Source organism: Streptomyces sp. NPDC008163 (assembly GCF_042956885.1).
GTDB lineage: Bacteria > Actinomycetota > Actinomycetes > Streptomycetales > Streptomycetaceae > Streptomyces > Streptomyces drozdowiczii_A.
Window position 1 is genome coordinate 239,200 of sequence record NZ_JBIBHG010000012.1, and the last position, 24,599, is coordinate 263,798.

The following is a 24,599-nucleotide window of genomic DNA, read 5'->3' on the forward strand; positions in this document are numbered from 1 at the left end:
GTCCGGGTGCGCATGCGTGAGCGATCGCGTCCGTTGACGGAGGATCTGACGGGTCAGTCCGAAACGGTTCGCCAGGCGTTTTCGGCGTCCTGGGCGGTGGGGTGGCTGGGGAAGACATGGTCCAGACCGGTGATACCGAGGATGCGGGCGAGACGTTCGGGGATGGCTGCCAGCGCGATGGCCGTATCGGCGGCCAGAGCGTGGTTGCGGGCGGCGATGAGGATGGTGAGTCCGCTGGAGTCGCAGAAGGTGATGCCCTTGAGGTCGATGACGAGCTGTTGGCCAGGGCGCAGGGTGAGCCGGAGGAGGGCGTCGCGGACCTGGGGCGCGGTGTGGTGGTCGAGTTCCCCGGCGAGTTCCATGACCGTGCCGGCAGCGGTGGTGCGGATACTGAGGGTCAGGTGCTGGGTCACTGCTGCTCTTCACTGAGGGGTCGGGGCACGTGAACGGCGAGGACGGCGGTGTCGTCGTCCACCCCGCTGCCGAAGGTGTGGAGCAGGTCGCGGACTGCGCCGATGGTGTCCGACGCGGTGGTGGGGGCGAGTTGGCGGCCGAAGTCGAGGAGAGCGTCGTCGCCGTAGCGGTCGTCGCCTCCGGCAGCGGTGGTGTGGGCTTCGGTGAGACCGTCGGTGTGCAGGAGCAGGGTGTCGCCGGGCGCGAGGTGGACGGTGGTGGTGGCGATGTGGGCGTCGGGCAGGACACCGATGAGCTGTCCGCCCGGGGTGGGCAGGAAGTCGGCGGTGCCGACGGCGCGCATCAGCAGGGCCGGGGGGTGGCCGCCGCTGGCCAGCGTGATCCGGAAGCCGCCCCGATCGGTGTCGGGGGTGAGCAGGCCGAAGACGACGGTGCAGAAGCGGGGGTCGGTGCCCTGGTATTCGTGGTTGAGGACGGTGTTGAGATTGGCGAGTACGGCGGCCGGGTCCGGGTTGTAGACGGCGGCGGCGCGCAGGGTGTAGCGGGCCAGAGAGGTGACGGCCGCGGCGGCGGCGCCCTTGCCGCACACGTCGCCCAGGAAGAGGCCCCAGGTGCCGGCGGCGAGGGGGAACAGATCGTAGAAGTCGCCGCCGACCTCGTCGACTGAGGCGATGTGGTAGTGCGCGGCGACATCCAGGCCGGGCACGTTCGCCAGAGCGGGAGGCAGCAGTGTCTTCTGGAGCGTGGTGTTGAGGAGTTTCAGGCGGTCGCTTTCCCGGTCGGCCTCTTGTCGGGCGCGCAGTAGTTCCGTCTCGTAGGCGCGCCGGTCGCGGGCGTCGAAGAGGGTGGTACGGATCAGCAGGGGCTGCCCGTCGCTGCCGGTTTTGACCGTCGAGGTGACCATCACGGGTAGATATGAGCCGTCGGCTGCTCTGAGTTCCAGGGCGATGCCGCTGACCTCGCCCTGCATCCGCAGCAACGGGGCGAAGTGGGTCTCGTGGTAGAGCCTTCCGCCGACGGTCAGGAGGTCGGAGAAGGACATACGGCCCACCAGGTCCCCGCGCTCGTAGCCGAGCCAGTTCAGCAGGGTCGCGTTGGTTTTGGCGATGCGGCCGTCCAGCAGAGTGGAGAGGAAGCCGCACGGGGCGTGTTCGTAGAGATCCTCGGTGCTGTCTTCCAGCAGCTCGGAGAAGCGGGCCTCCTCGCCCGACGGTGCCTGGTTCTTGCTGTCCGTCGGGTCGCACATCACCGTGGCATCCTCGCGAACGCGGTGATCGCCGTGGCGGTCTCCTCGGGGGCCGACAGCTGAGGGCAGTGTCCCGTCGCGCTCAGCGTCACGAGCCGGCTGTGAGGGATCTGCGCATGAACGTACGCGCCCACCTCCGGCGGAGCGATCGCGTCGCTGGAGCACTGGGCGACCAGCGTGGGCGCCCGTACCGCGGCGAGGTCGGCGCGATTGTCGGACAGGAACGTCACCCGGGCGAAGACCCGCGCGATCTGCGGGTCCGTGCGACAGAAGCTGTTCGTCAGCTCCTCACCCAGCTCGGGCCGCTCCGGGTTGCCCATGATCACCGGAGCCATCGCGCCCGACCATCCGAGGTAGTTCGCGTCCAGCGACTCCAGCAGTTCATCGATGTCGGCGGCACTGAAACCACCCCGGTACCCGGTGGCCGGATCGTCGACGAAGCAGGGGGACGGTGCCAGCAGCACCAGCCCGGCGAACGCCTCGGGCTCGCGCGCGGCGGCCAGCACGCCCATCATCGCACTCACCGAATGCCCCACGAAGGTGACCGGTCCGACCGCCAACTCCCTTACTATCTCCAGGACATCGGCGACGTATCCGCTCATCGTTCCGTACCGCTCCTGGCTCCAGGACGAAAGGTCCGAGTTACCTGAGCCGACATGGTCGAAGAGGACGACGGTGAAGTACCGCTCCAGTGTCGGCACCACCAGACGCCACATGTTCTGATCGCACCCGAACCCGTGCGCCAGCATCACCACCGGCGCACCGGCCTTGCCGGTCACCGTCACATGGTTCCTGCTCCGCACGTCCATGTCCGCCATCCTCGCAGATGCCTCACGGGACGGTCGCGTGCCGACCGTTCCGTGCCTCAGCCCCCGCGACAGCACTCGGCAACATCCATGAGGTGTTTCACGGGATTCGCATCCCGAGGTCGGGGTCGCCGGGAGGCGCACGCCGGCCGTGGGACCGGGAGTGCGACGTACGAGCCGGTGGAGTCGTACGCCTGCCGGGCGTCGGCGGGGCGGGCGCATCACGCGGTAGCGGTGGGTGGGGGCCCTGTGGGCGAGGAGGGACACACTGATCAGACGGTGTGTGCTTCCGCGGGCCGCAGTGGAGCGCCCGCTTGGTGAAGGCTGCGGAGGGCTTGCTGGTAGGAGACGAGCAGGCTGGTCTCCAGGTAGGCGACACCCAGCTCTTCGCAGTACCGCCGGACGACGAGCCGAGCCTTGCGCAGGTTGGGGCTGGGCATGCTGGGGAACAGGTGGTGCTCGATCTGGTAGTTCAGCCCGCCCAGGACGATGTCGGTGACCCAGTTGCCGCGGACGTTGCGTGAGGTGAGGACCTGGCGGCGCAGGAAGTCCGGACGGTCGTTGCCTGTACGGATCGGCATGCCCTTGTGGTTGGGGGCGAACACCGAGCCGAGGTAGAGGCCGAAGAGGCCCTGGTGGACGGCGAGGAAGGCGATCGCCATGCCGGGCGGCAGTACCAGGAACAGCACGCTCAGGTAGACCGCGCAGTGCGCTATGAGCAGCGACCCCTCCAGCATCCGGTGCTTGAGCGAACGGTCGGCCAGCGCCCTCAGGCCCGACACGTGCAGGTTGAAGGCTTCCAGGGTGACAAGGGGAAAGAACAGATATGCCTGCGAGCGGCCGATCAGCCGGGGCAGACCCTTGGCCGACCGGGCCTGGTCCTGCGACCAGACCAGCAGGTCGGGTTCGATGTCGGGGTCGAGTGTCTCGTGGTTGGGGTTGGCATGGTGGCGAGTGTGCTTGTCCTGCCACCAGCCGTAGCCCATACCGATGCCGACGTTCGCGGCGATCCGTCCCGACCGCTCGCTGGCCTTGCGGAGCCGGAAGACCTGGCGGTGGGCGATGTCGTGGGCCAGCAGCGCCACCTGGCCGAAGACCGCGGCGAGGAAGGCCGCGACGGCGAGGTTCCACCAAGAGGCGCCGACGAGAGCGAACGCGGTCCAGCCGGCGACGTACAGGGTGCTCACGGCGACGATACGTATCGCGTAGTAGCGGGGGCGCCGGGCCATCAGACCGTGGTCGGCGATTCTCTTGGACAACCGGGCGAAATCGCTCCCAGTCGTCCGCTCGGGGAGGACGGAGGCTTCTGCGGTCATGCGTACGAACCTTTCGTGGGCGACACGGGGCTGCCGTTGCGGCGGTCGCCGCGATGGGGTGGGGCGGGCACCATCACGGCATCAGGGTGAGCCGCTTCTGGGCCCGCTCGACACTGCCGTGCCCCTTTGCGCATCACGAACTGGACGGCCGGGGTGGTGCGGAACTGATCACGGGAAAGAGACGTAGAGGTCTTTCCGTGAGGCGAGAGGCGTATATGCGCAGCTCGATGTTCGAGCCCTGGGAAGAATCTGTGAGGCGATCAAGGGCCACTTCCGTGGTCGCCCCGGGGTGGTCATGGCCGTTTGCATGACCCTGCTCAGTTCTGCGCGAGCATGCCGGTGCGGAGCCGGTCGAGGAGGTGGGCCAGGAGCCGGGACACGTGCATCTGGGAGATGCCGAGCTCCCGCCCGATCTCGGACTGGGTCATCTCCTGGCCGAAGCGCATGGTCACGATGTCCCGGTCCCGGTCGGTGAGGCTTTGGAGGAGGGGAGCCAGCGCCTGAAGGTTCTCGATCTTCTCGATGCCGGGGTCGACATCCCCTTCGACGTCGCCGTAGGTGACGGCCGACGCGCTGTTCCCGTCGCCTCCGAGGGGAGCGTCCAGCGATCCGGCTGTGTACCCGTTCGAGGCGATGAGACCGTCGATGATCTCGCCCTCGCTGAGCTGCAGATGGCGGGCGAGTTCCGGAACGCTGGGATCCCGGTCCAGCCGTCCGGAGAGCTCCTCCCTGGTCTTGGCGAGGGTGACGCGCAGCTCCTGCAGGCGTCGCGGTACGTGAACCGCCCAGGTGGAGTCACGGAAGAACCGCTTGATCTCCCCGACTATGTAGGGGATGGCGAAGGAGGCGAACTCGACCTCCCGGCTGAGGTCGAACCGGTCGATCGCCTTGATCAGGCCGACCGTTCCGACCTGGACGATCTCCTCCATCTCGCCGCTGCCGCGGTTGCGGAACCGTCGCGCGGCGAACTGGACCAGCGACAGATTCGTCTCGATCAGGGTGTTGCGCGCGTACTGGTACTCGTGCGTTCCCTCTTCCAGCACCCTCAACCGCTCGAAGAAGATGGTGCTGAGGACGCGAGCGTCCTTCGGAGCCACCTTCCGGGGGTCGCGGATCTGCGGGAGCGCCGTGAGGGGTGCCTCAGTGGCGGAGGCCGGAGCCGTCGTGGATAGCGGCATTGCGATGTTTCCCCTGCCCCAGAAGCTGCCACGGAGACCCGTCGGCATACGGGCCCACCTACCCGTATCCGGACGGTGTACGCAGATCTGGGCAAGGGGCTTAATCGTCGCGCGCTTTACCGCTGGTCTTCGCGACCCGGGTGTGCGCTGTCCCCTCGGCCGTGTCCACGTTCGGTCCGGTGGGACCCCGTGGGCCGGTCGCTCTGCTCGTACTGTGTCCGGTCCGGCTCCCCCCGCGTGGGCTCGGCGCCGTCGTCTCCCCTCGTCGGTACCGGCCGGCCGCGCGGTGCCGGTGCCGACTGCTCTTGGGACGGGCGGACGGAACGCCGCGGCGCAACGTCTCGGTCCGGGGCGCTCCGGCTGGGGCCTGCACTGACGCCGGGTCGCGCCGCGGCCCCATCGGGCCGGTCGGTCCCGCTCCCCGCTGTCATATCCCGTGCGGCCGCACCGTAGGTGTCCTGGACCCCGGTGCGGTGATGCTCTGCGTCCTCACGGTCCAGCGCGTCCTGCGCCCGCCCCTCCTGCTCACGCCGTGCACGGCGCACGGCCCTGCGCTCGCGCCCGCTCATGACGGCCGAGCCGATCAGCATGAGGAGACCACCGAGCAGAGCCAGCCCCACACCGCTGCCGAGCCCGTCGCTGTCGCCCGTCACCGTCAGGCTGCCTTGAGCCTGCGCCTGCCGGACCATCCAGAGAACGGCGAATCCGAGCGTGATGATCCCGGCGACCAGAACAAGGAGCCGGGACCGGAACGCGACGCCGAGAACGGTGAGGAGGGCTCCCACCAGGAGCGGGAGAAACATGGATGCGAAGAGGCCCGCGCCGGAATCCGTGATGCCGGCCCCGGTGAACAGCTCCCACACTCGGAAGTCGTGTCCGAGCCGCCCGGCGTACCAGTTGCGGAAGGGAGCCCAGAGCGCTGCGGCCGCACCGAGTACGGCCAGAACAAGTCCCACGGTGTTGCGGATACCCCGTACCATGCCGTGACCTCCCGGCAAGTCGGATCGGTGCACGCAGCCCTCACATGCCGTATCCCGCCCTGGCTCTCACGGTACGCCCGGCGTGAACGCCCTGCCATGCGGCTGGATCGCCCGTGGTGCGCCCCGCGTGTCGCCTCTCCAGCGGCATCTTTCCGCCCACGGGAGCCCCGCTTTCAGCGAGATCGGGCGCCAGACCCTTCCCGCTGGGGTCGGCGTCGAGCACGCCACGACGCCGTCCATGCGTGAGCGATGCGTGAGCGGACGTTCCGGTACAACCCGCTCGCGTCCGGACCACGTGGCACCGACCACCCCCTCCGACCAGTCGTCTCGGGACGCGGCGGCAGCGCCTGGCATCACCCACCCGACCCCGGCCAGGACTTTTAATCCGTTGGTTGTGGGTTCGAGTCCCACACGGCCTACCTCGCGAAAGAGGAGGGGTAACCCTCCGACCTGCAGTGAAGCGCCCCGGCCGGTGTTGGCCGGCCGGGGCGCTCCTGCACGCTCAGTCGCCTGCGTGAGCGACTGGGCCGACCCCGCACCCGGCCACTGAGCCGACTTCATCCCGCGGTTCCGGACAGATCGTTGATCTGCCGCCGACCCTCGACCGGGAGATCCGGGCACCTTCGTCCCGCGACCCGTGCGAAACGCTTTATGGCCGGGGGCGGGTGGCAGTGTCGAGGTAAAAAGCGTCGATGCTCTGTACGGCCTGCTCGAACGAGTCCAGGTTGACGGGCTTGGTCACGTAGGCGTTGGCGTGGCTGTTGTACGCGCTGGTGACGTCTTCCGGGGCGGTGGACGTGGTGAGCACGACGACGGGGATGGTCTGCAGGTCGTCGTCGGTCTTCAGTACCTTCAGCAGGTCCTGACCGTTCATACGCGGCATGTTGAGGTCGAGGACGATGAGGTCGGGCCGGACCGTGCCGGGGGAACGGAGATGTTCCAGGGCGGCGACTCCGTCGGTGACCTGGACCAGATTGCGGGCCCCGCGCTCGGAGAGGGCCTCTTCGATGAGCATGGCGTCGGCCATGTCGTCCTCGACCAGCAGGACGTCGAAGGGACGGGCAGGAGTGGTCATCGTCGGGTGCTCCGTGGGCTTTTCGTTGGAGTGGTGGAAGAGGCCCGGCCAGCGGCGCCGGGCCCCTTGGCGGGTCATGCCGCAGGCGGCGCCGATCTGCGGGTATCCGGCGCCCGCACGGGCGGCCTCCGTGGCGGCCTGCCGTTGCAGTCGCTCCGTCGCCTGCTGCAACTGGTCCAGTACGTGGAGCAGAGCCAGCGGATATGCCGGGGCGTCGCTTGCGGGGGATGCCGTGCTTTCTCGGCTTTCCTGCAGTTGGCGGGCAAGACGATGCGCGAGGTCGCTGATCCGCGCGTCCGCGATGGCGGCCGTCTGCTCAGCAGTGGTCCACAGTACGAAGTTCTTGCCCGGCATACCCGGCACTGTAGGCCCCCTGCCATCCGCACGACAACATTCGTTGTCGATCGGGTCTAGAGTGTGCTGGCCGCAGCCGACCAGAGGGGCTGCCCCAACGAGGAGCTCCCACCATGACCGGCGACGCACGGGAACCGCGCCCGCGGAGACTGCCCACCTGGACGACCCGCCGCTGGCTACGCGTGGGAGTGGCCGCCTCCCTGGTGATCCTCAGCGTGCTCGGGATCACGGGTGCCTGGGTCCTTGAGCGGACCCAGTCGATCAGCAACAACCTCACCGACGTACGGTCCCCCTCCCTCTCGACCGCCTTCCGTCTGGAGACGGCCCTGGTCAACCAGGAGACCGGCATCCGCGGCTACGGCCTGACCGGTATACCGGACTTCCTGCGTCCCTACCGGCAGGGGCTCGTGGACCAGAAGGCGTACATGCAGTCGCTGGAGGACCTGCTCCACCAAGACCGCGCCCGGCTGAAGGACCTCGACGCGGTGCGGGATGCCGTGGACAGGTGGCACGAGAGAATCGCCCGGCCCATCGCCGCAGAGCCGCCGGGCGCGCCCCCCGCGCTGGCCACGCAACGGGTGGCCGAGGGCAAAGCTACTTTTGACGACATTCGTGCGGCTCTGAAGCGCCAGCAGGAGATGTTGCGTGCGGACCGCGTTCAGGGCAGAGCGGACCTGCAGTCCACGGCGACCTTGCGAAACTGGGTGTTCGGCACCATCGCACTACTCCTGCTCGTTCTCGCCGCTCTTGTCTTCGAAGGGCTGCGTCGCGGTATCAACCGGCCCCTGGATCAGCTCGGAGCCGACGCCCGCGCCATCGCCGCCGGCGACTTCGACCACCCGATCACCCCGACCGGCCCGGCCGACCTGCGCCACCTGAGCAGTGAGATCGATCGCATGCGCCGCCGCCTCGTACGTGAACTGGCCTTCACCGAGGAGGCGCGGCTGCGGTTGGACGCTCAGGCCGCAGACCTTCAGCGTTCCAACGCCGAACTGGAGCAGTTCGCCTACGTGGCCTCCCACGACCTCCAGGAACCGCTGCGCAAGGTTTCCAGCTTCACCCAGCTCCTGCAGCGCCGCTACGGGAGCCAACTCGACGAGCGAGCCGACCAGTACATCGACTTCGCCGTCGACGGTGCGAACCGCATGCAGACGCTCATCAGCGATCTGCTCAACTTCTCCCGCGTGGGCCGCGTGCACAACGCCCACGAGAGCATCGACCTGAGTGCGGTGCTGGACGACACCCTGTCGGCGCTGAGCGTAGCCATCGAGGAGACCGGAGCGACGATCACTCACGATCCCCTGCCGACCCTGGTCGCCGATTCGAGTCAGATGGCCATGCTCTGGCAGAACCTGATCGGTAACTCCGTCAAGTTCCACCGCCCCGGAGAGGCGCCGAGCATCCACATCGGCGCGGCCCCGGAAGGTGGGCTGTGGCGGTTCACCGTCACGGACAACGGCATCGGTATCCCCGCCGAGTACGCCGAGAAGGTATTCGTCATCTTCCAGCGGCTGCACACCAAGGACGCCTACAGCGGCAGCGGTATCGGCCTGGCGATGTGCAAGAAGATCGTGGATTTCCACGGTGGCACCATCGCCGTCGACCCGGAGTACCGCGGCGGAACCCGCATGTCGTTCACCCTGGCACCCGAACCGCCTCAATCACCCGGCCTCACCACGTTGCCCGAGGCGACCCGGCCGGACGCGGAGCACCTCAATGACCGCGGCCGGGAACAACGCGCTTGAAGCCCCTTCAGGCCCATCCCGTACGAAGCGGCTGCATGCGAAGGCCGCCACTGTCACCGGCGTCATGGAGGCCGTGGAGAGCAGGCCCCTACCCTCGCCCCGCCGGGGAGGAGCATTCTCCGGCCCGCGGTGAGCGCCTCGACCGGTTCCGGTCGAGGCGCTTTCGCGGGTAGGGGGGCGCCGGTGGGTATTCCGTCCCGCGCCCGGCAGCCGTTCGTGTCCCGGTGGCCGCTGTCGTTCGTGTGCTCAGCGGGCCCGGAGTTCGGCCAGGGTGGTGTCGAGGTCGCCGGGGCGGGGGCGGTTGTGGGGGAGTTTGGCGAGCATGGCGGCCATGCCGCAGGTGTTGGTGAGTGCGGAGAAGACCAGCCCGGCGGCGATCCCCGCCGAGAGGATCTGGAACGCGGGGTGGACGAGGACGCCGAGGAGCAGCCCGATCAGGACGACGGTTCCCGCGGTGAGGCGGACCTGACGCTCCATGCCCCACGTGGCGCGGGTGCCGCGCGCGGGACGGTGCAGGTCGTGGCCATCGGCCGCCCACGCCCCGGTGCCACCGGAGAGGGTGGCGGTGCTGATGTGGTGGTCGGCGAGGACGCGGCACGCCTTCTCGGACCGCGCGCCGGAGGCGCAGACGACCAGGATGTCGCCGCGCTCGGCGGCGTGCCGGATGTCGGGCAGCGCCTGCTGGATCCGGTCGAGGGGGATGTTGAGGGCGCCGGGCAGGTGTCCGCCCGCGTACTCGCCGGGGGTGCGGACGTCGATCACGGTCAGTTCGTGCAGGCGGGTGCGTGCTTCACCGGTGCCGAGAGTGGTGGGTGCGGACATGGCGGTGTGGTCCTTTGCTGTCGGTGGGGCCCCGCGGGTGGGCTGAGTGGATATACCCCTGGGGGTATACGTGGAGGAGTGGGCAGGCCGGGGTGGCGGGCCTCAGACGAATACGTCGACGAGCATCACGGCCGCCACAGCCAGGAGGACGACGGCGAAGACGCGCTGCAGGGTCTGGCCGGTGATCTTCGACGCGAGGCGCTTGCCGTCCCAGGCGCCCAGGATCGCCGCCCCGGCGAAGGGGGCGATCACCTCCCAGCGCAGGTCCCCTCCCGTCCCGGCCCGCGCGGTGAGTGCGGCCAGTGAGTTGACGGTGATGACCAGGAGGCTGGTGCCCACCGCCTGCTTCATCCGGAGGCCGAGGACCCCGACCAGGGCCGGGACGGCGAGGAACCCGCCGCCCACACCCAGGAATCCGGTCACGGCGCCCAGCCCGACTCCCGCGCCGACGGCCTTGGCGGGGCGGACCCGGCCGGGTGGCTCCGAGGCGGCCGGGCGGAGCATCCGCAGCGCGGCGAGCGCGGCGATGACCGAGAAGGCCCCGGTGAGTGCGGCGGCCGGAAGGTGTCCGGCCGCGGCCGCGGCGAGGAAGGCGGGCGCGATGCCCGCCGCCGCGAAGAGCGTGCCGGTCCGCCAGGCGACGTTGCCGTCGCGGGCGTGGGCGTACAGGGCGGTGGCGGAGGTCGCGGCGACGATGAGCAGGGCGGCCGTGGTCGCCGACGCCGGGGAGAAGCCGAGCAGATAGATCAGTGCGGGGACCGCGAGCACGCTTCCGCCGCCGCCCAGGGCACCGAGTGCCAGACCGATGACGGTTCCGGCGACGAGGGCGAGGATGAGGGTGCTCACGCTATCGAGTCGCTGTTCTCGCGCTCGTCGACGACCGGATGTCCGGCGGCGACCCACGCGTCCAGGCCACCCTCCACGTCCACCGCGTCCGCGCCCCGTTGGTCGACGACCGGGTGTCCGGCGGCGACCCACGCGTCCAGGCCACCCTCCACGTCCACCGCGTCCGCGCCCCGTTGGTCGACGACCGGATGTCCGGCGGCGACCCACGCGTCCAGGCCACCCTCCACGTCCACCGCGTCCGCGCCCCGTTCCCGCAGGAGCGTCACGGCCTGCTGCGAGCGGCGTCCGCTGCGACAGATCACCACCAGCGCGCGCCCCTGTGCGGCGGCGGGCAGCGCCGCACCGGCGGCCAGTTCCGTCAACGGGGCGTGCAGGGAGCCGGGGGCGTGCCCGGCGTGCCATTCGGGTTTCTCCCGCACATCCAGCAGGACGGCCTTCGGCCGCTCGCCGCCGGTGCGGGCGCGCGCCTCGTCCACGGACAGGCGCGGTGCCTTGCGGTGGGTGAACATCCTCGGTCTCTTCTCTCTCGGCCTGTGGTTGTTCGGCGTCCTCAGGCGGTGACGACGGTCAGCCCGGCATCGGCGGCGGCGTCGAACCCGTCGTCCACGGCCACCACCCGGCGTCCGGCGGCGTCCAGCAGGGAGGCGGCGATACCGGCGCGCATGCCTCCCGCGCAGTGCACCCAGACGATGCCGTCCGGGACCTCGCCCAGCCGGCGGTGCACCTGGTGGACCGGAATGTGGACCGACCCCTCGATCCAGCCGTCCGCCCGCTCGGAGTCGCGGCGCACGTCCAGCACCACGATCCCGTCGCGGTCCTGGGCCGCGAGCTGCCCGAACGTGGCCCGGGGGAACGAGGCCGGGCTCTCGCCGTCCGGCAGCCAGGAGGCGGGGCCGCCCGTCGCGGCGGCGGCCGGCCGGTCGATGCCGACGCGGACGAGCTCCCGCTGGGCCGCCGCCAGTTGCCCGGCGCTCTCGGCGAGCAGGGTGACGGGCTTGCCCCACGGGATCATCCAGGCGAGGTACGTCGCGAGCTTGCCGTCCAGCTCGAAGTTGAAGGAGCCCGCCACATGCCCCTCGGCGAAGGCGATCCGGTTCCGCAGATCCACGACCCACTCGCCGGCCGCGAGCCGCGCGGCGATCTCCCGCGGATCGGCGACCGCGGGCGGAGTCATGTCGACCGGGTCGGGGCCGCCGGCATTGGCCGGTCCCATGTGCGTGTAGTAGGCGGGCACGTCCTCCAGGCCCGCGAGCAGTCCGGCGACGAACGTGTCCACGTCCGCGGTGAGCGCCGTGTTGGCCGCCTTCTCCCTGCCGATCGTCGTGGCGTCGCCGTCCGCCTGCGCGGACGAGCAGAAGCTGCCGAATCCGTGCGTGGGAAGCACCGCCGTGTCGTCGGGGAGGGTGTCGGCGAGCCGGTGCGCCGAGGCGTGCTGGGCACGGGCCAGCTGTTCGGTCAGGCGCGGTTCGACGAGGTCGGGCCGGCCGACCGTACCGATCAGCAGGGAGCCGCCGGTGAACGCGGCGACCGGCCGCCCCGCCTCCTCCAGCACGTAGGCGGTGTGGTGGGGGGTGTGCCCCGGGGTGGCGACCGCCGTGAGGGTCAGGCCGGTGTCGACCTCGACCGTGTCGCCGTCGGAGACCGGGGTCCGGGCGAAGGCGACGTCGGCTCCGGACGGCACCAGGTACACCGCGCCCGTGATCCGGGCGAGCTCCAGGCCGCCGGTGACGTAGTCGTTGTGTATGTGGGTTTCCACCACGTGGGAGATCCGCACCCCGCGCCGGGCGGCCGCGGTCAGGACCTGGTCGATGTCCCGGGGCGGGTCCACCGCCACCGCGGCCGACCCGCCGCCGGCGAGGTAGCTGCGATTGCCCAGGCCCTCCAGCTCGATCACGTCGACGAAGAACACCTCGATACTCCTTCCTGTGGAAATTACCCCCCGGGGTATGCTGCCGACTGTAACGCATGTACCCCCGGGGGTATATTTCAGAAGTGCCAGAGGTCACAGCGCCGGGCCGACGGGTGCCCGCCCCGCATGTGACCGGAGACCGAGGAGGCCCCATGTCCTACGACCGCACCGTGACCGTCACCGCCCCCTTCGACCAGGTGCAGCGGGACGTCCGCAGCGCCCTGGCCGACCAGGGCTTCGGTGTCCTGACGGAGATCGATGTGCAGGCGGTCCTCAAGGCCAAGCTCGATCACGACATGGAGCCCTACCTGATCCTCGGTGCCTGCAATCCGCCCCTGGCCCACAAGGCTCTGGAGGCCGACCGCTCCATCGGGCTGCTGCTGCCCTGCAACGTCGTCGTGCGGGCCGAGGGCGACGAGGTGATCGTCCAGGCCGTCGACCCCGGCACCATGGTCGCCCTCAGCGGCCGGGACGCCATGGTCCCCGTGGCCGACGAGGCCACCCGCCGCCTCGACGCGGCACTCGCCGCCGTCGAGGCCGCCCGGCGCGAAGGCGGGGATCGTCCGGCCTGACCCGGGAACACCCCGGCCGGGGGACCGGCACGCCGCTTCCGGGCGGCTCAGCCGGGCAGCGTCAGGCGGAAGGTGGTGCGGCCGGGCCGGCTGACGACGTGCACGGTCCCTCCGTGGGCCGTGATCACGGCGTGGACGATGGCCAGCCCGAGCCCCGTGCTCCCCGTGCTGCGCGAGCGGCCCTGGTCACCACGGACGAAGCGGCCGAACACCTCCGGCTGGAGCTCCTCGGGAATGCCCGGGCCGTTGTCGCTGACGCTGAACTCGACGCCCGCCGCGGAGGTGGTGAGCGTGAGGAGCACCTCGGTACCGGCGGGGGTGTGCGTACGGGCGTTGGCCATGAGGTTCCCGATCGCCTGCTGGAGCCGGTGGGCGTCTCCGTCGACGACCACCGGCGCGTCGGGGAGGTCGAGACGCCAGTGGTGGTCCGGGCTCGCCGCGCGCGCGTCCTCCGCGGCGTTCAGGATGAGCAGGGTCAGATCGACGGGCCGGTGTTCGAGAGGACGTCCGGCGTCCAGGCGGGCGAGCAGGAGGAGATCGTCGACCAGGCGTGTCATGCGCTCCGTCTCGCCGCTGATGCGTTCCAGTGAGCGACGTACCTCACCGGGCATGGGCTCGCGGTGGCGCAGCATGAGTTCGGCGTGGCCGCGGATGTTGGCGACCGGGGTACGCAGTTCGTGGCTGGCGTCGGCCGCGAAGTGACGGAGCCTCTCCTCGCCGGCCTGACGCCGTACGAGGGCGTCCTCGACGTGGCCGAGCATCCTGTTGATGGCCGCTCCCAGCCCGCCGACCTCCGTGCGGGGATCGGCGTCGGGCAGGGGGCCCGGCATCGCGACCTCGCCCGTGGCCAGGGGCAGATCCGCCACCTCGGAGGCGCGTGCGCCGACGCGCCGGAGAGGGCGTAGCGCGGCCCGCACCCACAGTCCGCCCGCGATGCCGGTGCAGACGATCGCGGCGGCGAACAGAGCGGCTTCGACCGCCACGAGCCGGTGCACCGTCTCCTCCACCGGACGCAGCGGAAGTCCGGTGATCAGGATGTCCCGGTCGTCCCCCCGGACCGCGGTGGCCCGGTAGGACCCGAGGCCGGAAAGGACGAGGGTGTGTCCGTGGCGGTCCGGGGGGACGCCGAGCAGCGCACTGCGGTCCTCGCTCGTGAGCGGCAGTGGCCGGTCGGTGTCGTCCTCGACGACGGCCGCCTCGCTGACCCTGCCGTTCGTGACCCGGGCTCCGAGGGTCCCTTCCGCCTGGCCCCGGGTATCCGACCGGTTGTCGGCGTCGGGTTCGTTCTCGTGCTCCAGGCTGGCGGCGAACCGGCCGCCGGACGCGTACAACTGCTCGTCCAGACGCCCCGTCAGGAAGCCGCGCAGGGCGAGCACCGTGGTGATTCCGACCGCGAGACAGGCGAGGGTGAGCAGCGTGACCATGCCCAGGGTCAGCTGGCCGCGCAGCGTGCGCGGCAGGAGCCTGTTCAAGGGGCTTCCGGCTTGAGGACGTAGCCGACGCCGCGCACCGTATGGATCATCGGGGACCGGCCGGCGTCGACCTTCTTGCGCAGGTAGCTGATGTACAACTCCACGATGTGGGCACGCCCGCCGAAGTCGTAGGACCAGACGCGGTCGAGGATCTGTTCCTTGGAGAGCACCCGCCGCGGGTTGCGCATGAGGAAGCGCAGCAGTTCGAATTCGGTCCGGGTCAGTTCGAGGGTGGTGCCGCCGCGGCTGACCTCCCTGGCTTCCTCGTCCATGGCCAGGTCCCCCACCGTGAGCCGGTGCGTCCCGGGCTCCGCCGCCATGCCGGCCCGGCGCAGCAGGCCGCGGAGCCGGGCCAGCACCTCCTCCAGGCTGTACGGCTTGGTGACGTAGTCGTCACCCCCCGCGGTGATCCCGGCGATCCGGTCGTCCACTTCGTCGCGGGCGGTCAGGAAGAGCACGCACACGCCGGGGTCGGTCCGCCTCAGGGAGCGCAGGATCTCCAGCCCTTCGGCGTCCGGCAGCATCCTGTCCAGAACCACCGCGTCGGGACGGAAGGCGGCGGCCGTCGCCAGGGCGGTGGCCCCGTCCGCAGCTGTCCGGACCTCCCATCCCTCGGCTGCCAGGGCTCCTGAGAGCACTTCGGTGACGTCGGGTTCGTCATCCACGACCAGAATGCGCACCGGTTCCCCACCGGGGCGGTGGAGCCGGGGTGCCGCATCTGTCGCTTCCTTCATGTCTCCAGCATCCCCCGGTACCGGGGGAGCGGGGGTGAGGCCTGCCTCTGAGTTTCCTCTGAATCGTCTCCGAGGACGGGCCCCGGCAGCCGGTTCAGAGGCCCCGCAGAGGTTCGCTTGTGAGGCTGGGCCGCCCAGACAGCCGTAGCCGGCTGATCCCGTCGGAGGAGTCCATGTCCACCACGCAGACCGCCGCACCCGCCCGGCGGGCCGTACGTCATCGCCTGCCCGGCCGTCCCGCCGTTCCCTTCCTCGTCCAATCGGGCATCTGGTCCGGCGCCGCCGGAGTGCTGTCCCTGTGGTGGGCGGACACGTCGTCGGTGACGGACCCCGCGGCCTGGATCACCGGCGCCGGACGCATCACGGGGCTGCTCGCCGGCTATGCCTGCGCGGTCCTCCTGCTCCTGATGGCCCGGGTGCCGCTCCTCGACCACCGCATCGGGACGGACCGGCTCGCCCGCTGGCACGCCCTGGGCGGACGCTGGACGATCTCACTGATCCTCGCGCACACCCTGCTCATCATCTGGGGGTACGCGCTGACCGCGCACACCGATGTGGTCGGTCAGACCTCCACGCTCGTCCTGCACTACCCCGACCTCCTCAAGGGCACGCTGGGCTTCCTGCTCTTCGTGGCCACCGCGTTCCTCTCGGCCCGGGCGGTCCGGCGGCGCATGAGTTACGAGACCTGGCACTACCTGCACTTCGCCACCTACGTGGCCGTCTTCCTCGCCTTCGGCCACCAGCTCTCGAACGGAGCGGACTTCGTGGGGAATCCGTGGGCCCGGGCAGCCTGGTACGGCCTCTACCTCGGTGTGGCCGGGCTGCTGGCCTGGTACAGGTTCGCGGTGCCGGTCAGGCGCGGTTTCCGCCATCGCCTCCGCGTGGCCGCCGTCCACCACGAGGCGCCGGACGTGGTCTCCGTGCATCTGACCGGCCGGCACCTGGAGGAACTGGGTGCCGAGCCCGGGCAGTTCTTCCGGTGGCGCTTCATGACGCGCGGACTGTGGTGGGCCGCCAACCCCTATTCGCTCTCGGCTCCCCCGCATCCCCGGCACCTGCGGATCACGGTGAAGACCGTGGGAGCTCACAGTGCCGCGCTCGCCCGGCTCACCCCCGGCACCCGGGTCTGGGCCGAGGGACCCTACGGTTCCTTCACGGCCGGCCGGGCGTCGGGCCGGCCGGTCCTGCTGGTCGCCGGAGGCGTCGGTATCACGCCCCTGCGTGCCCTCTTCGAAACGCTGCCGGGACAGGTGACGCTCATCTACCGGGCGCGCAGTACCGCCGGCCTGGTGCTGCGCGGCGAACTGGAACACATCGCCGCCGGCCGGGGTGCCGTCGTCCACTACGTCGTGGACGACGGGCCGTCCGGCTCCGCCCGGACCTTCAGCGCCGCGGGCCTGAACGCACTGGTATCGGATCTGGCCGCGCACGACGTCTACCTGTGCGGGCCGGACGGCATGACGCAGGCAGCCGTCGTCGCCCTGCGGCAGGCGGGGGTGCCCGGCCGGCGTATCCACCACGAGTCGTTCGCGTTCTGAGGAGGACCCATCATGCGCCGAACCCTTCTCGCCACAGCCGGAGCGAGCGCCCTGATCGTGACGCTCCTCTCGCTCAAACCGCACCACACGCCCCTCACGGCAGACGGCCCGACGCCCACCGCCCCGGCTCCTTCGGTGCCGGGAAACCGGCCGTCCGCCCGGCCGCGCGCGGCGACCGGCAGCGGCACCTTCACCGGGACCCCCGTCGACACGCCGTACGGCACCGTCCAAGTGGCCGCCGTTCTCTCCCATGGCCGTATCACCGCGGTGAAGATCCTCCGGGCACCGGACCAGAACGGGCGCGACCGGCAGATCGCCGCCCACGCGCTGCCGCTCCTCACCCAGGAGGCCGTCAAGGCGCAGAGCGCGCGGATCGATGCCGTCTCCGGTGCCAGCTACACGAGCCAGGGCTACACGGAGTCCCTGCAGAGCGCCTTGGACCAGGCTCATGGCTGAGTCGTCTTCCACGGGGCTGCGACACGTCGAGCACGTGATGGGAACGGTCTTCACCTTCGACATCCGCGACCGGCCCACCCCCGCCATCCGCCACGCGCTCACGGATGCCGTGCGACTCCTCCACCGGGTCGACGCGGTGTTCTCCACCTACCGGCCCGAGAGCCACATCAGCCGGCTGGACCGCCAGGAGATCCCCCTCGAAGACTGCCCCCCGCAGGTTCGCGAGGTGATGCGGCTCTGCGACCGGGCCGCGGCTCTCTCCGACGGCTGGTTCACCCTGACTCCCGCCGGGCGGCTGGACCCCTCGGGACTCGTCAAGGGCTGGGCCGTCGACGGGGCGTCCGGGCTCCTGAGCGACGCGGGCGTGCGGAACTCCTGCGTGAACGGCGGGGGCGACCTGCGGATACGCGGCCGGTCGGGCGGGAACGCGCCGTGGCGCGTCGGCATCGCGCACCCACTGCGCCCCCACGACCTGGCCACCGTCATCACCGTCCACCACGACCTGGCCATCGCGACCTCCGGTGTCGCGGAACGCGGCGCTCACATCCTTCATCCACTCCGCGGTACGCCCGTCAGCACCTTCGCGTCCATCACGCTCGTCGGGCCCGGTCTCACCATGACCGACGCCTTCGCCACGGCTGCCTTCGCCAGGGGGGAGAGCGCGCTCGGCTGGCTGGAGTCGATTCCCGGCTACGACGCCCTGGCGATCCTTCCGGACGGTCGCGAGGTGCGTACGACGGGTTTTCACCGGTACGAGCGAGAGGCGCGGCCTTCCGGAGAACGGGGAGCGACGGCGGGCGCTCCCCGTGCCGGTGTGGGGAGCGCCCGTCGCGTCAGACCAGGAGCTTCGACTTCGCCCGCTGGTACTCCTCCTCGGTGATCGCGCCCTTGTCCTTGAGGTCGGCGAGCTTCGACAGGTCCTCGACATGGCCGCCCTTGTGGCCGCCGCTCTCCGTACCCGCCGCGTCCCTGACGTACGCCTTGAAGGCGGCGTCGCGCTCCTTCGCCTCCTGGACGTCGCGCCTGCCCATGGACTTGCCGCGGGCGATCACGTAGATCAGCACGCCCAGATAGGGCAGTACCAGCGCCAGGATCAGCCAGCCGGCCTTGGCCCAGCCGCTCAGGTCATCGCTGCGGAAGATGTCCATGATGACCCGGAAGAGGAGGAAGAGCCACATGATCCAGAGGAAGAACCAGAGCATCGTCCAGAACAGGTTGAGCAGGGGATAGTCGTCCATCGTCCACTCCCGGAGCCGCATCGGACTGGCTGAATCTGAAAACAGTCATATCACCACATTCACCCCATTGCCCGTCGGTGTGAGCCGGGGGGAGGAGGGGTGCGCGGGCCGAGGTGCCCGGGGCGTGGTCATGAGGGCCCCGAACATGACGTAGAGTTGGGTTCACCGACGCGGGGTGGAGCAGCTCGGTAGCTCGCTGGGCTCATAACCCAGAGGTCGCAGGTTCAAATCCTGTCCCCGCTACTGAAGGATCAGGCCCGGCACGCAGACAGCGTGCCGGGCCTGATGCGTTGTCGGCTCAGATGGGTTTCGCCCCTTCGGCGGCCGAGGATTCGCCCGGTGGCCGGGCGGACGCGAGGCTGGGGGAGGTGCGCGGCACGGCCGTGGCTGCACCGGGCAGGAGACCGCAGGTGAGGAAGTGGGAGCGACGGTGGCGAGAGCTTGACGGCGTGGGTGGCCGCCGCTTCGTCCGGCTGCTGCCGGCCGCGATGATCGTCGTGGGGGTGGTCTTCGACTACTTCACCCCGCCGGCCTTCACCGCCGTTCCGATGTTCGCCGCCGCCCCGCTGATCGCAGCGCCCTTCTTCGGCCTCGGCGCCACCCTCCGGATCGGACTCGCCGGGGTCGTCGCGATCGCCGCGATGCGGCTCGCCACCGGGGACCTGCCGGGCGTGGTCCCGTTCATTGAGATGCTGACCGTGCTGACGGTCGCCTTCCAGGCCGGGGTGATCAACCGGGTCGTGCGGCGCGGGAACGAGCAGCTGGCGTCCGCCCGGATCATCGCCGAGACGGCCATGCGGGCGGTGCTGCCGACGCCGCCCGAGCGGATCGGCGGTCTCCAGGTGGCCGCGCGGTACGAGGCGGCGCAGGCCGACGAGTTCGTCGGGGGAGACCTCTTCGCGGCCGCTGACACCCCGTACGGTGTACGGCTGGTACTGGGCGATGTGCGCGGGAAGGGGCTGGAGGCGGTCGGCGCCGTGGCGGTGGTCATCGGGGCGTTCCGGGAGGCGGCCGAGCAGGAGAAATCGCTGGAGGGCGTGGCGCAGCGGCTGGAGCGCGCGCTGGCGCGCGAGTCGGTACGGCGGAGCAATCTGGACGCGTTCGAGGGGTTCGTGACCGCCGTGCTCGCGGAGATCCCGCCGGGCGCCGAGCGCGTACGGATGGTGAACCGCGGCCATCCGGATCCGCTGCTGCTGCACGGGGACGGCGCGGTGGAGGCGCTGACGCCCTCGGAGCCCGCGCTTCCGCTGGGCATGGACCTGGGGGTGCGGCCGGACCGCTCGGACGAATGGGAGCTGCCGGCCGGCGGGACGCTGCTGTTCTACACGGACGGCCTGTCGGAGGCCCGTGACGCCGACGGTGTCTTCTACGACCCGGCGGAGCGGCTGCGCGGTCGGCTCTTCCCCGGACCGGAGGAGCTGCTGTCCGCGCTGACCGACGACGTACGGCTGCATACCGGGGGCGAGTCGACCGACGACATGGCGCTGCTCGCGGTGGCCCGGCCGGCGAAGGGGCAGCCGGACCGGCGCAGGACGGTGAAGATCGTCAAGCGGGGTGACACGCTCAGTGACTGAGGTGCGCCGCTCCGCATAACAGTTGACGCAACGTCAGAAAACGCGTAGTGGCCGAACGTCGAACAACTCGCCCGATTCCACCCGGTTGTGTCCCGTAAGTCCAGGCCGGGCGTGTGAACGATCAGTGGGAACAGCTTGGAATCGGAGCTGTCTGTCTATTAACGTTCGATAACGCAGCGCGGTTGTCCCAGCCGTCGTCAGGACGGCGCCGCGCGCGTGCGCCGAATTCCGCAAGGGAACCGGGGAACCACCTACATGGGGTGAATCGGGCATCTTCGTCTTCACGAGAGGCGGAGGAACCCGTAGGAGACCTTCCTGCTCCGAACCCGTCAGCTAACCCGGTAGGCGAGAAGGAAGGAAAGGAGTGCGCCCGCGTGGCGTCCAACAAGCCTGCCCCCGAGTCACCTTCCCGGTTCGTGCCCGAGTACGGCGCCGACTTCGCATCCGGCCCCGGCACCGCGTACATCCCGGAACAGGGCGGCGACTACGCGACCGACCGGGGCAGCGGCTTCGACACCGGCGCCCACTTCGGCAGCGGCTTCCGCGACGACGCCGACTCCGAGCGGACCTGGGAGGAATGGAACCCCACCGAGGAGTCCGTCCGCCCCGTCCGTGGCAAGCACCGCGTCGCCAAGCAGCGCAATGGTCTGGCCCGCAGCTCCACCGTCCTCGGCGTCGGTGTCATCGCGGCCGTCGGTGCGGGTGGCATGGCCACCGCGCAGAGCAAGCCGCCGGTCTCCATCTCTCTTCCCGATTCCCTCGCGGACAATCTCCCCGACGCCAAGTCCCTTCCGGGCGTGGGCGCGTTGTTCTCCGGCGAGACCGCGGCCGAAGCCCCCGCGACCGCCACCGCCGCGGCCCCGCTGACCACCGCCGGCCTCACCACCGCCGAGGCGGAGCAGGGCACCACGGACGCCGGTGAGGCGCTGCGGGCCCGCATCCTCCAGCAGGCCGAGCAGCAGCAGGGCGCCGCCGACGCCGAGGCGAAGGCGGCCGAGGAGAAGGCCGCTGCCGAGAAGGCGGCCGCCGAGGCGAAGAAGCAGCAGGACGAGGCCAAGGCCAAGGCCGCCGCCGAGAAGAAGAAGGCGGAGGAGGAGGCGAAGAAGAAGGCCGAGGCCCTGCGTCTGGCCAAGCTCGCCGCCAGCTACGCCATTCCCACCTCCTCGTACACGATCACCTCGACGTTCGGCGAGGCCGGCTCGATGTGGTCCTCCGGCTACCACACGGGCCTCGACTTCGCGGCGCCCACCGGCACCCCGATCAAGGCCATCCACACCGGCACCATCAAGTCGGCCGGCTGGTCGGGCGCCTACGGCTACCGCACGGTGCTGGAGCTGGAGGACGGCACCGAGCTGTGGTTCTGCCACCAGTCCTCGATCGGCGTCACGGTCGGCCAGAAGGTCACCACCGGCGACACCATCGGCCGCGTCGGCGCGACCGGCAACGTGACCGGCCCGCACCTCCACCTGGAGGTCCACACCCCGGACGGCACCGGCATCGACCCGATGGCCTGGCTGCACGCCCGCGGCCTCACCGTCTGAGGTCTCTTACTCCGACGCCCCCGGCCCTTCCCCGCACGCGGCCTTCCGAACCCCGGCAGCCCTGACGCACCCCCCCCCCGACGTCAGGGCTGCCGGTTCGCGTGGTGCGGTCCACCGGACGTATGCGGCACGGACCGTATGTATGCGGCACGGAATAGCGAGCAGGCCCCGGGCCGTTGTTCCACCCATGACTTCACTGCGCACTCTCGGCCCGTCCGGGCTCCAGGTCTTCCCGCTCTGCCTCGGTGGAAACGTCTTCGGCTGGACCGCGGACGAGGACCAGTCCTTCGCCGTTCTCGACGCGTACGCGGCGGCCGGCGGCAATTTCGTGGACACCGCCGACGCCTACTCGCACTGGGTTCCCGGCAACGAGGGCGGCGAGTCGGAGACGGTCATCGGCAAGTGGCTCGCGTCGCGCGGCAACCGGTCCGATGTCGTGGTGGCCACCAAGGTCGGCGCCCTCCCCGGCTACAAGGGTCTCTCGGCGCCCACGATCAAGTCGGCCGCCGAGGAGTCGCTGCGCCGGCTCGGCACGGACCACATCGACCTGTACTACACGCACTTCGACGACGAGACCGTTCCGGTCGAGGAGATCATCACCGCCCTCGACGAGCTGGTGAAGGAGGGCAAGGTCCGCGAGATCGCCGCCTCCAACATCAGCGCCGCGCGGCTGCGCGCCTCGCTGGAATTCTCCGAACGCGAGGGCCTGGCCCGCTATGTGGCACTCCAGCCGCACTACAACCTCGTCTCCCGGGACACCTACGAGGGTGAGCTCCAGGACACCGCCGCCGACGAGGGGCTCGCGGCCGTCCCGTATTACGCGCTGGCCTCCGGCTTCCTCACCGGCAAGTACCGCCCGGGCACGACCGTGGACAGCGCCCGCGCCGGAAGCGCGGCCGGTCACCTGGAGTCCGAGCGCGGACAGCGGGTGCTCGCCGCGCTCGACACGGTGGCGCGGGACCGGGACGCCGAGATCGCGACGGTGGCCCTGGCCTGGCTCGCCTCCCGCGCGACGGTCGCCGCGCCGATCGCCTCCGCCCGCACGGTCGAGCAGTTGCCCGCCCTGCTGGCGGTGGCCGGGCTGCGGCTGTCGGACGAGGAGCTGTCGACGCTGACGGCGGCTTCGGCGTAGGGCCCGCGTTTCGCTCCGCCCGTACGGATCAGGCCGGCGGCCCGCCGGTGTAGGGCGGGCCGGTGCGGGGCCGTTGGCCGTAGGGCGGTGCGGTGCGGGGCTGTGCCGGATACGGGGCCTGGCTGCTGTACGGGTTCGGATTGCCGTTGTACGGGGAGGGGTTGCCGTAGGCGTACGGCGTGGGGCCGCCCGCGTACGGGGTGGGGCCGCCCGGGTGCGGCGTGGGGCCGCCCGCGTACGGCATGGGGCCGCCCGGGGGCGGTTGTCGGGGTGGCCACGCGGCTGTGTAGCCCGGTGGCCGCCGGTGCGTGGCGCGGGCCGCGTACGCGAGGGCGGGGCCCGCGATCTCACGGCGCTGCCACAGGTGGTGCAGCAGCTCCAGCTCGCGTGCCGCGAAGTCCGGGTCCGCCCTGCCCCGCCCGGCCTGCCGTCGCAGCGAGGCGAGGGACGTCGCGAACGCCTCGTACTCGGCGACCGCACGCGCCGCCGCACTGCCGCGCTCCTTCGCCTCCTTGGCGCGGACCCTCGCGTAGTCCGGGTGGTACGGGTGGCCGGAGGCGCTCACCGCGTACCGTCGGCGGGCCGCGTTCCTGGCGAGGGCGCGGGCCCGCATGGAGGCGAGGGCGCGGGGTTCGTCGGGGGTGAGCCAGCCGGCTTCGGCGTACGCGGGGAGTTCGACGGCCAGGGAGCGCAGCTCCTTGCGGCGGGCCCGGACCACCTGCCAGGTCACCAGGGAGAAGACCGGGACCATGAACGCCCCGTACACGATGTAGAAGCCATACCGGCCGAAGGTCGCCGAGCCGTTCCACAGGGCGTGCATGCCCATCGCGAGGACCAGGCCGAGCAGCGGAACGGCGATGAGCCGCACCCGGCGGCCGGGGGCGCTGCTCGCGGCGATCCCGAGACCGATGCCGGTCAGGACGGTGAAGAGCGGGTGGGCGAAGGGGGTCATCACGGCCCGGACCAGGAACGTCATCACGGTCACCGACGCGAAGCCGGAGTCCATCTGCTGGTCCTCGCCGAAGGCGTTGCCCAGATAGAGGATGTTCTCGGTGAAGGCGAACCCCGTCGCCGTGAAGCCGGCGGCGACGACGCCGTCCACGATCCCGGTGAACTCCCGCCTGCGGAAGAGGAAAAGCAGCAGAACGGCCGCCGCCTTGGCGCTCTCCTCGACCACCGGTGCGATGACCGTGGCGCCGAGGGTGTCGGCGTTCCCCGGATCGCTGTCGGCTATCCACCGGGTGGCGAACGAGTTGGCGAGGATGGCGACGAGGGCCGCCGCGCACGCGCCCCAGGCGAAGGCGAACAGCAGATTCCGCCACGGGGTCGGCTCGACCCGGTCCAGCCAGCGGAAGGCGGTCATCAGCACCGGGACCGGCAGGACGGCCAGACCCAGGCCGACGAGGAAGCCCTCGGTGCCGGTCTGGTCACGGACCAGGGCGAGGATCACCACCCCGCAGAGCGCCAGCAGCGTGAAGACGCCGACCACTCGGAACGTCCGGTTCCGCCAGAGCGTGCCGACGCGGCGCGGACGGTAACGCCACTGGGCCCGCGCCGGAACGGCGGCCAGGATCTCGCCGACCCGCTGCTCCTGGAGCACCGGGACGGCCGGCTGATCCTGCCGTTGTCGCTGAACAGACCCGTCGGACAC

General features: G+C 70.7%; 21 protein-coding genes, 1 tRNA gene, 1 pseudogene and 1 riboswitch. Of the genes and pseudogenes, 9 read left to right on the forward strand and 14 right to left on the reverse strand.

Annotated elements, in window-relative coordinates; translation table 11 throughout:
• Window positions 1–53: 53 nt before the first annotated feature.
• The 6 genes from ACFZAT_RS26135 to ACFZAT_RS26160 all read right to left on the reverse strand — a co-directional run bounded on the left by ACFZAT_RS26135 (window position 54) and on the right by ACFZAT_RS26160 (window position 7,369).
• Window positions 54–413 (reverse strand): anti-sigma factor antagonist, encoded by a 360-nt coding sequence (locus tag ACFZAT_RS26135; protein ID WP_391267652.1) that lies wholly within the window; start codon window positions 411–413, stop codon window positions 54–56.
• The gene (locus ACFZAT_RS26140) at window positions 410–1,660 is read right to left on the reverse strand and encodes a SpoIIE family protein phosphatase (RefSeq protein ID WP_391267655.1); all 1,251 of its coding nucleotides are present in this window, start codon (window positions 1,658–1,660) and stop codon (window positions 410–412) included. The genes ACFZAT_RS26135 and ACFZAT_RS26140 overlap by 4 nt, the downstream gene beginning before the upstream one ends.
• Entirely contained in the window at window positions 1,660–2,469 is an 810-nt protein-coding gene (locus ACFZAT_RS26145; protein ID WP_391267658.1) for an alpha/beta fold hydrolase, read from the reverse strand. The genes ACFZAT_RS26140 and ACFZAT_RS26145 overlap by 1 nt, the downstream gene beginning before the upstream one ends.
• A 269-nt stretch (window positions 2,470–2,738) precedes the next feature.
• Window positions 2,739–3,782, reverse strand: coding sequence for a fatty acid desaturase (locus ACFZAT_RS26150; RefSeq protein WP_391267660.1), 1,044 nt, complete (start codon window positions 3,780–3,782; stop codon window positions 2,739–2,741).
• A gap of 317 nt (window positions 3,783–4,099) precedes the next feature.
• A complete protein-coding gene (locus ACFZAT_RS26155; protein WP_391267662.1) occupies window positions 4,100–4,960 on the reverse strand; it encodes a SigB/SigF/SigG family RNA polymerase sigma factor in 861 nt (286 codons plus the stop codon).
• A 1,629-nt stretch (window positions 4,961–6,589) separates the two neighbouring features.
• A complete protein-coding gene (locus ACFZAT_RS26160; protein ID WP_391267665.1) occupies window positions 6,590–7,369 on the reverse strand; it encodes a response regulator in 780 nt (259 codons plus the stop codon).
• 113 nt (window positions 7,370–7,482) lie between these two features.
• On the opposite strand from ACFZAT_RS26160, the gene ACFZAT_RS26165 reads away from it, so the two are divergent.
• Window positions 7,483–9,114, forward strand: a complete 1,632-nt coding sequence (locus ACFZAT_RS26165) for a CHASE3 domain-containing protein (protein WP_391267667.1) — start codon at window positions 7,483–7,485, stop codon at window positions 9,112–9,114.
• Window positions 9,115–9,360: 246 nt separating this feature from the next.
• Here the strand turns inward: ACFZAT_RS26165 and ACFZAT_RS26170 are convergent, their stop codons facing one another.
• The 4 genes and pseudogenes from ACFZAT_RS26170 to ACFZAT_RS26185 all read right to left on the reverse strand — a co-directional run bounded on the left by ACFZAT_RS26170 (window position 9,361) and on the right by ACFZAT_RS26185 (window position 12,691).
• On the reverse strand, window positions 9,361–9,936 hold the full coding sequence (locus ACFZAT_RS26170; protein WP_391267669.1) for a rhodanese-like domain-containing protein: 576 nt from the start codon (window positions 9,934–9,936) through the stop codon (window positions 9,361–9,363).
• Between the two features lie 102 nt (window positions 9,937–10,038).
• Window positions 10,039–10,782: a TSUP family transporter gene (locus ACFZAT_RS26175; RefSeq protein ID WP_391267671.1), complete on the reverse strand. Its 744-nt coding sequence runs from the start codon at window positions 10,780–10,782 to the stop codon at window positions 10,039–10,041.
• A 167-nt stretch (window positions 10,783–10,949) separates the two neighbouring features.
• Window positions 10,950–11,291 (reverse strand): annotated as a pseudogene (locus ACFZAT_RS26180) (rhodanese-like domain-containing protein); the annotation flags it as partial.
• Between the two features lie 41 nt (window positions 11,292–11,332).
• Complete coding sequence (locus ACFZAT_RS26185) at window positions 11,333–12,691, reverse strand: rhodanese-like domain-containing protein (RefSeq protein WP_391267674.1); 1,359 nt, start codon at window positions 12,689–12,691, stop codon at window positions 11,333–11,335.
• A gap of 152 nt (window positions 12,692–12,843) precedes the next feature.
• Between ACFZAT_RS26185 and ACFZAT_RS26190 the strand changes: the two genes are divergently transcribed.
• Window positions 12,844–13,263 carry a DUF302 domain-containing protein gene (locus ACFZAT_RS26190; protein WP_391267676.1) on the forward strand — a complete coding sequence of 140 codons (420 nt, stop codon included), beginning with the start codon at window positions 12,844–12,846 and terminating at the stop codon, window positions 13,261–13,263.
• Window positions 13,264–13,310: 47 nt separating this feature from the next.
• Here ACFZAT_RS26190 and ACFZAT_RS26195 read toward each other — a convergent pair whose 3' ends face one another.
• Entirely contained in the window at window positions 13,311–14,735 is a 1,425-nt protein-coding gene (locus ACFZAT_RS26195; RefSeq protein WP_391267678.1) for an ATP-binding protein, read from the reverse strand.
• A complete protein-coding gene (locus ACFZAT_RS26200; protein WP_391267682.1) occupies window positions 14,732–15,469 on the reverse strand; it encodes a winged helix-turn-helix domain-containing protein in 738 nt (245 codons plus the stop codon). Before ACFZAT_RS26200 ends, ACFZAT_RS26195 begins: the two co-directional genes overlap by 4 nt.
• Window positions 15,470–15,642: 173 nt before the next feature.
• Between ACFZAT_RS26200 and ACFZAT_RS26205 the strand changes: the two genes are divergently transcribed.
• From ACFZAT_RS26205 to ACFZAT_RS26215, 3 genes are read left to right on the forward strand one after another with little or no spacing between them, the layout of a single operon-like run.
• Complete coding sequence (locus ACFZAT_RS26205; RefSeq protein WP_391267684.1) at window positions 15,643–17,007, forward strand: ferric reductase-like transmembrane domain-containing protein; 1,365 nt, start codon at window positions 15,643–15,645, stop codon at window positions 17,005–17,007.
• A gap of 12 nt (window positions 17,008–17,019) precedes the next feature.
• Window positions 17,020–17,463, forward strand: coding sequence for an FMN-binding protein (locus ACFZAT_RS26210; RefSeq protein WP_391267689.1), 444 nt, complete (start codon window positions 17,020–17,022; stop codon window positions 17,461–17,463).
• Complete coding sequence (locus ACFZAT_RS26215; protein ID WP_391267692.1) at window positions 17,456–18,343, forward strand: FAD:protein FMN transferase; 888 nt, start codon at window positions 17,456–17,458, stop codon at window positions 18,341–18,343. Before ACFZAT_RS26210 ends, ACFZAT_RS26215 begins: the two co-directional genes overlap by 8 nt.
• Here ACFZAT_RS26215 and ACFZAT_RS26220 read toward each other — a convergent pair.
• Window positions 18,297–18,701 carry an SHOCT domain-containing protein gene (locus ACFZAT_RS26220; protein WP_391267694.1) on the reverse strand — a complete coding sequence of 135 codons (405 nt, stop codon included), beginning with the start codon at window positions 18,699–18,701 and terminating at the stop codon, window positions 18,297–18,299. The two genes, ACFZAT_RS26215 and ACFZAT_RS26220, sit on opposite strands and share 47 nt — an antisense overlap.
• A gap of 169 nt (window positions 18,702–18,870) precedes the next feature.
• On the opposite strand from ACFZAT_RS26220, the gene ACFZAT_RS26225 reads away from it, so the two are divergent.
• The 4 genes from ACFZAT_RS26225 to ACFZAT_RS26240 all read left to right on the forward strand — a co-directional run bounded on the left by ACFZAT_RS26225 (window position 18,871) and on the right by ACFZAT_RS26240 (window position 22,948).
• Window positions 18,871–18,944 (forward strand) — tRNA-Met (locus tag ACFZAT_RS26225).
• Window positions 18,945–19,150: 206 nt separating this feature from the next.
• A complete protein-coding gene (locus ACFZAT_RS26230) occupies window positions 19,151–20,275 on the forward strand; it encodes a SpoIIE family protein phosphatase (protein ID WP_391267697.1) in 1,125 nt (374 codons plus the stop codon).
• 209 nt (window positions 20,276–20,484) lie between these two features.
• Window positions 20,485–20,638: riboswitch (cyclic di-AMP (ydaO/yuaA leader) on the forward strand.
• An 11-nt stretch (window positions 20,639–20,649) separates the two neighbouring features.
• A complete protein-coding gene (locus ACFZAT_RS26235) occupies window positions 20,650–21,816 on the forward strand; it encodes a peptidoglycan DD-metalloendopeptidase family protein (protein WP_391267700.1) in 1,167 nt (388 codons plus the stop codon).
• A gap of 187 nt (window positions 21,817–22,003) precedes the next feature.
• Window positions 22,004–22,948, forward strand: a complete 945-nt coding sequence (locus tag ACFZAT_RS26240) for an aldo/keto reductase (protein ID WP_391267703.1) — start codon at window positions 22,004–22,006, stop codon at window positions 22,946–22,948.
• A gap of 28 nt (window positions 22,949–22,976) precedes the next feature.
• Here the strand turns inward: ACFZAT_RS26240 and ACFZAT_RS26245 are convergent, their stop codons facing one another.
• A complete protein-coding gene (locus tag ACFZAT_RS26245) occupies window positions 22,977–24,599 on the reverse strand; it encodes a PrsW family glutamic-type intramembrane protease (RefSeq protein WP_391267706.1) in 1,623 nt (540 codons plus the stop codon).

Bases quoted from the DNA above. Each gene is read 5' to 3' on its own strand.
- ACFZAT_RS26140 (WP_391267655.1), bottom strand. From the start codon at position 1,660: ATGTGCGACCCGACGGACAGCAAGAACCAGGCACCGTCGGGCGAGGAG.
- ACFZAT_RS26145 (WP_391267658.1), bottom strand. From the start codon at position 2,469: ATGGACGTGCGGAGCAGGAACCATGTGACGGTGACCGGCAAGGCCGGT.
- ACFZAT_RS26150 (WP_391267660.1), bottom strand. From the start codon at position 3,782: ATGACCGCAGAAGCCTCCGTCCTCCCCGAGCGGACGACTGGGAGCGAT.
- ACFZAT_RS26155 (WP_391267662.1), bottom strand. From the start codon at position 4,960: ATGCCGCTATCCACGACGGCTCCGGCCTCCGCCACTGAGGCACCCCTC.
- ACFZAT_RS26160 (WP_391267665.1), bottom strand. From the start codon at position 7,369: ATGCCGGGCAAGAACTTCGTACTGTGGACCACTGCTGAGCAGACGGCC.
- ACFZAT_RS26165 (WP_391267667.1), top strand. From the start codon at position 7,483: ATGACCGGCGACGCACGGGAACCGCGCCCGCGGAGACTGCCCACCTGG.
- ACFZAT_RS26170 (WP_391267669.1), bottom strand. From the start codon at position 9,936: ATGTCCGCACCCACCACTCTCGGCACCGGTGAAGCACGCACCCGCCTG.
- ACFZAT_RS26190 (WP_391267676.1), top strand. From the start codon at position 12,844: ATGTCCTACGACCGCACCGTGACCGTCACCGCCCCCTTCGACCAGGTG.
- ACFZAT_RS26200 (WP_391267682.1), bottom strand. From the start codon at position 15,469: ATGAAGGAAGCGACAGATGCGGCACCCCGGCTCCACCGCCCCGGTGGG.
- ACFZAT_RS26205 (WP_391267684.1), top strand. From the start codon at position 15,643: ATGTCCACCACGCAGACCGCCGCACCCGCCCGGCGGGCCGTACGTCAT.
- ACFZAT_RS26210 (WP_391267689.1), top strand. From the start codon at position 17,020: ATGCGCCGAACCCTTCTCGCCACAGCCGGAGCGAGCGCCCTGATCGTG.
- ACFZAT_RS26215 (WP_391267692.1), top strand. From the start codon at position 17,456: ATGGCTGAGTCGTCTTCCACGGGGCTGCGACACGTCGAGCACGTGATG.
- ACFZAT_RS26220 (WP_391267694.1), bottom strand. From the start codon at position 18,701: ATGGACGACTATCCCCTGCTCAACCTGTTCTGGACGATGCTCTGGTTC.
- ACFZAT_RS26240 (WP_391267703.1), top strand. From the start codon at position 22,004: ATGACTTCACTGCGCACTCTCGGCCCGTCCGGGCTCCAGGTCTTCCCG.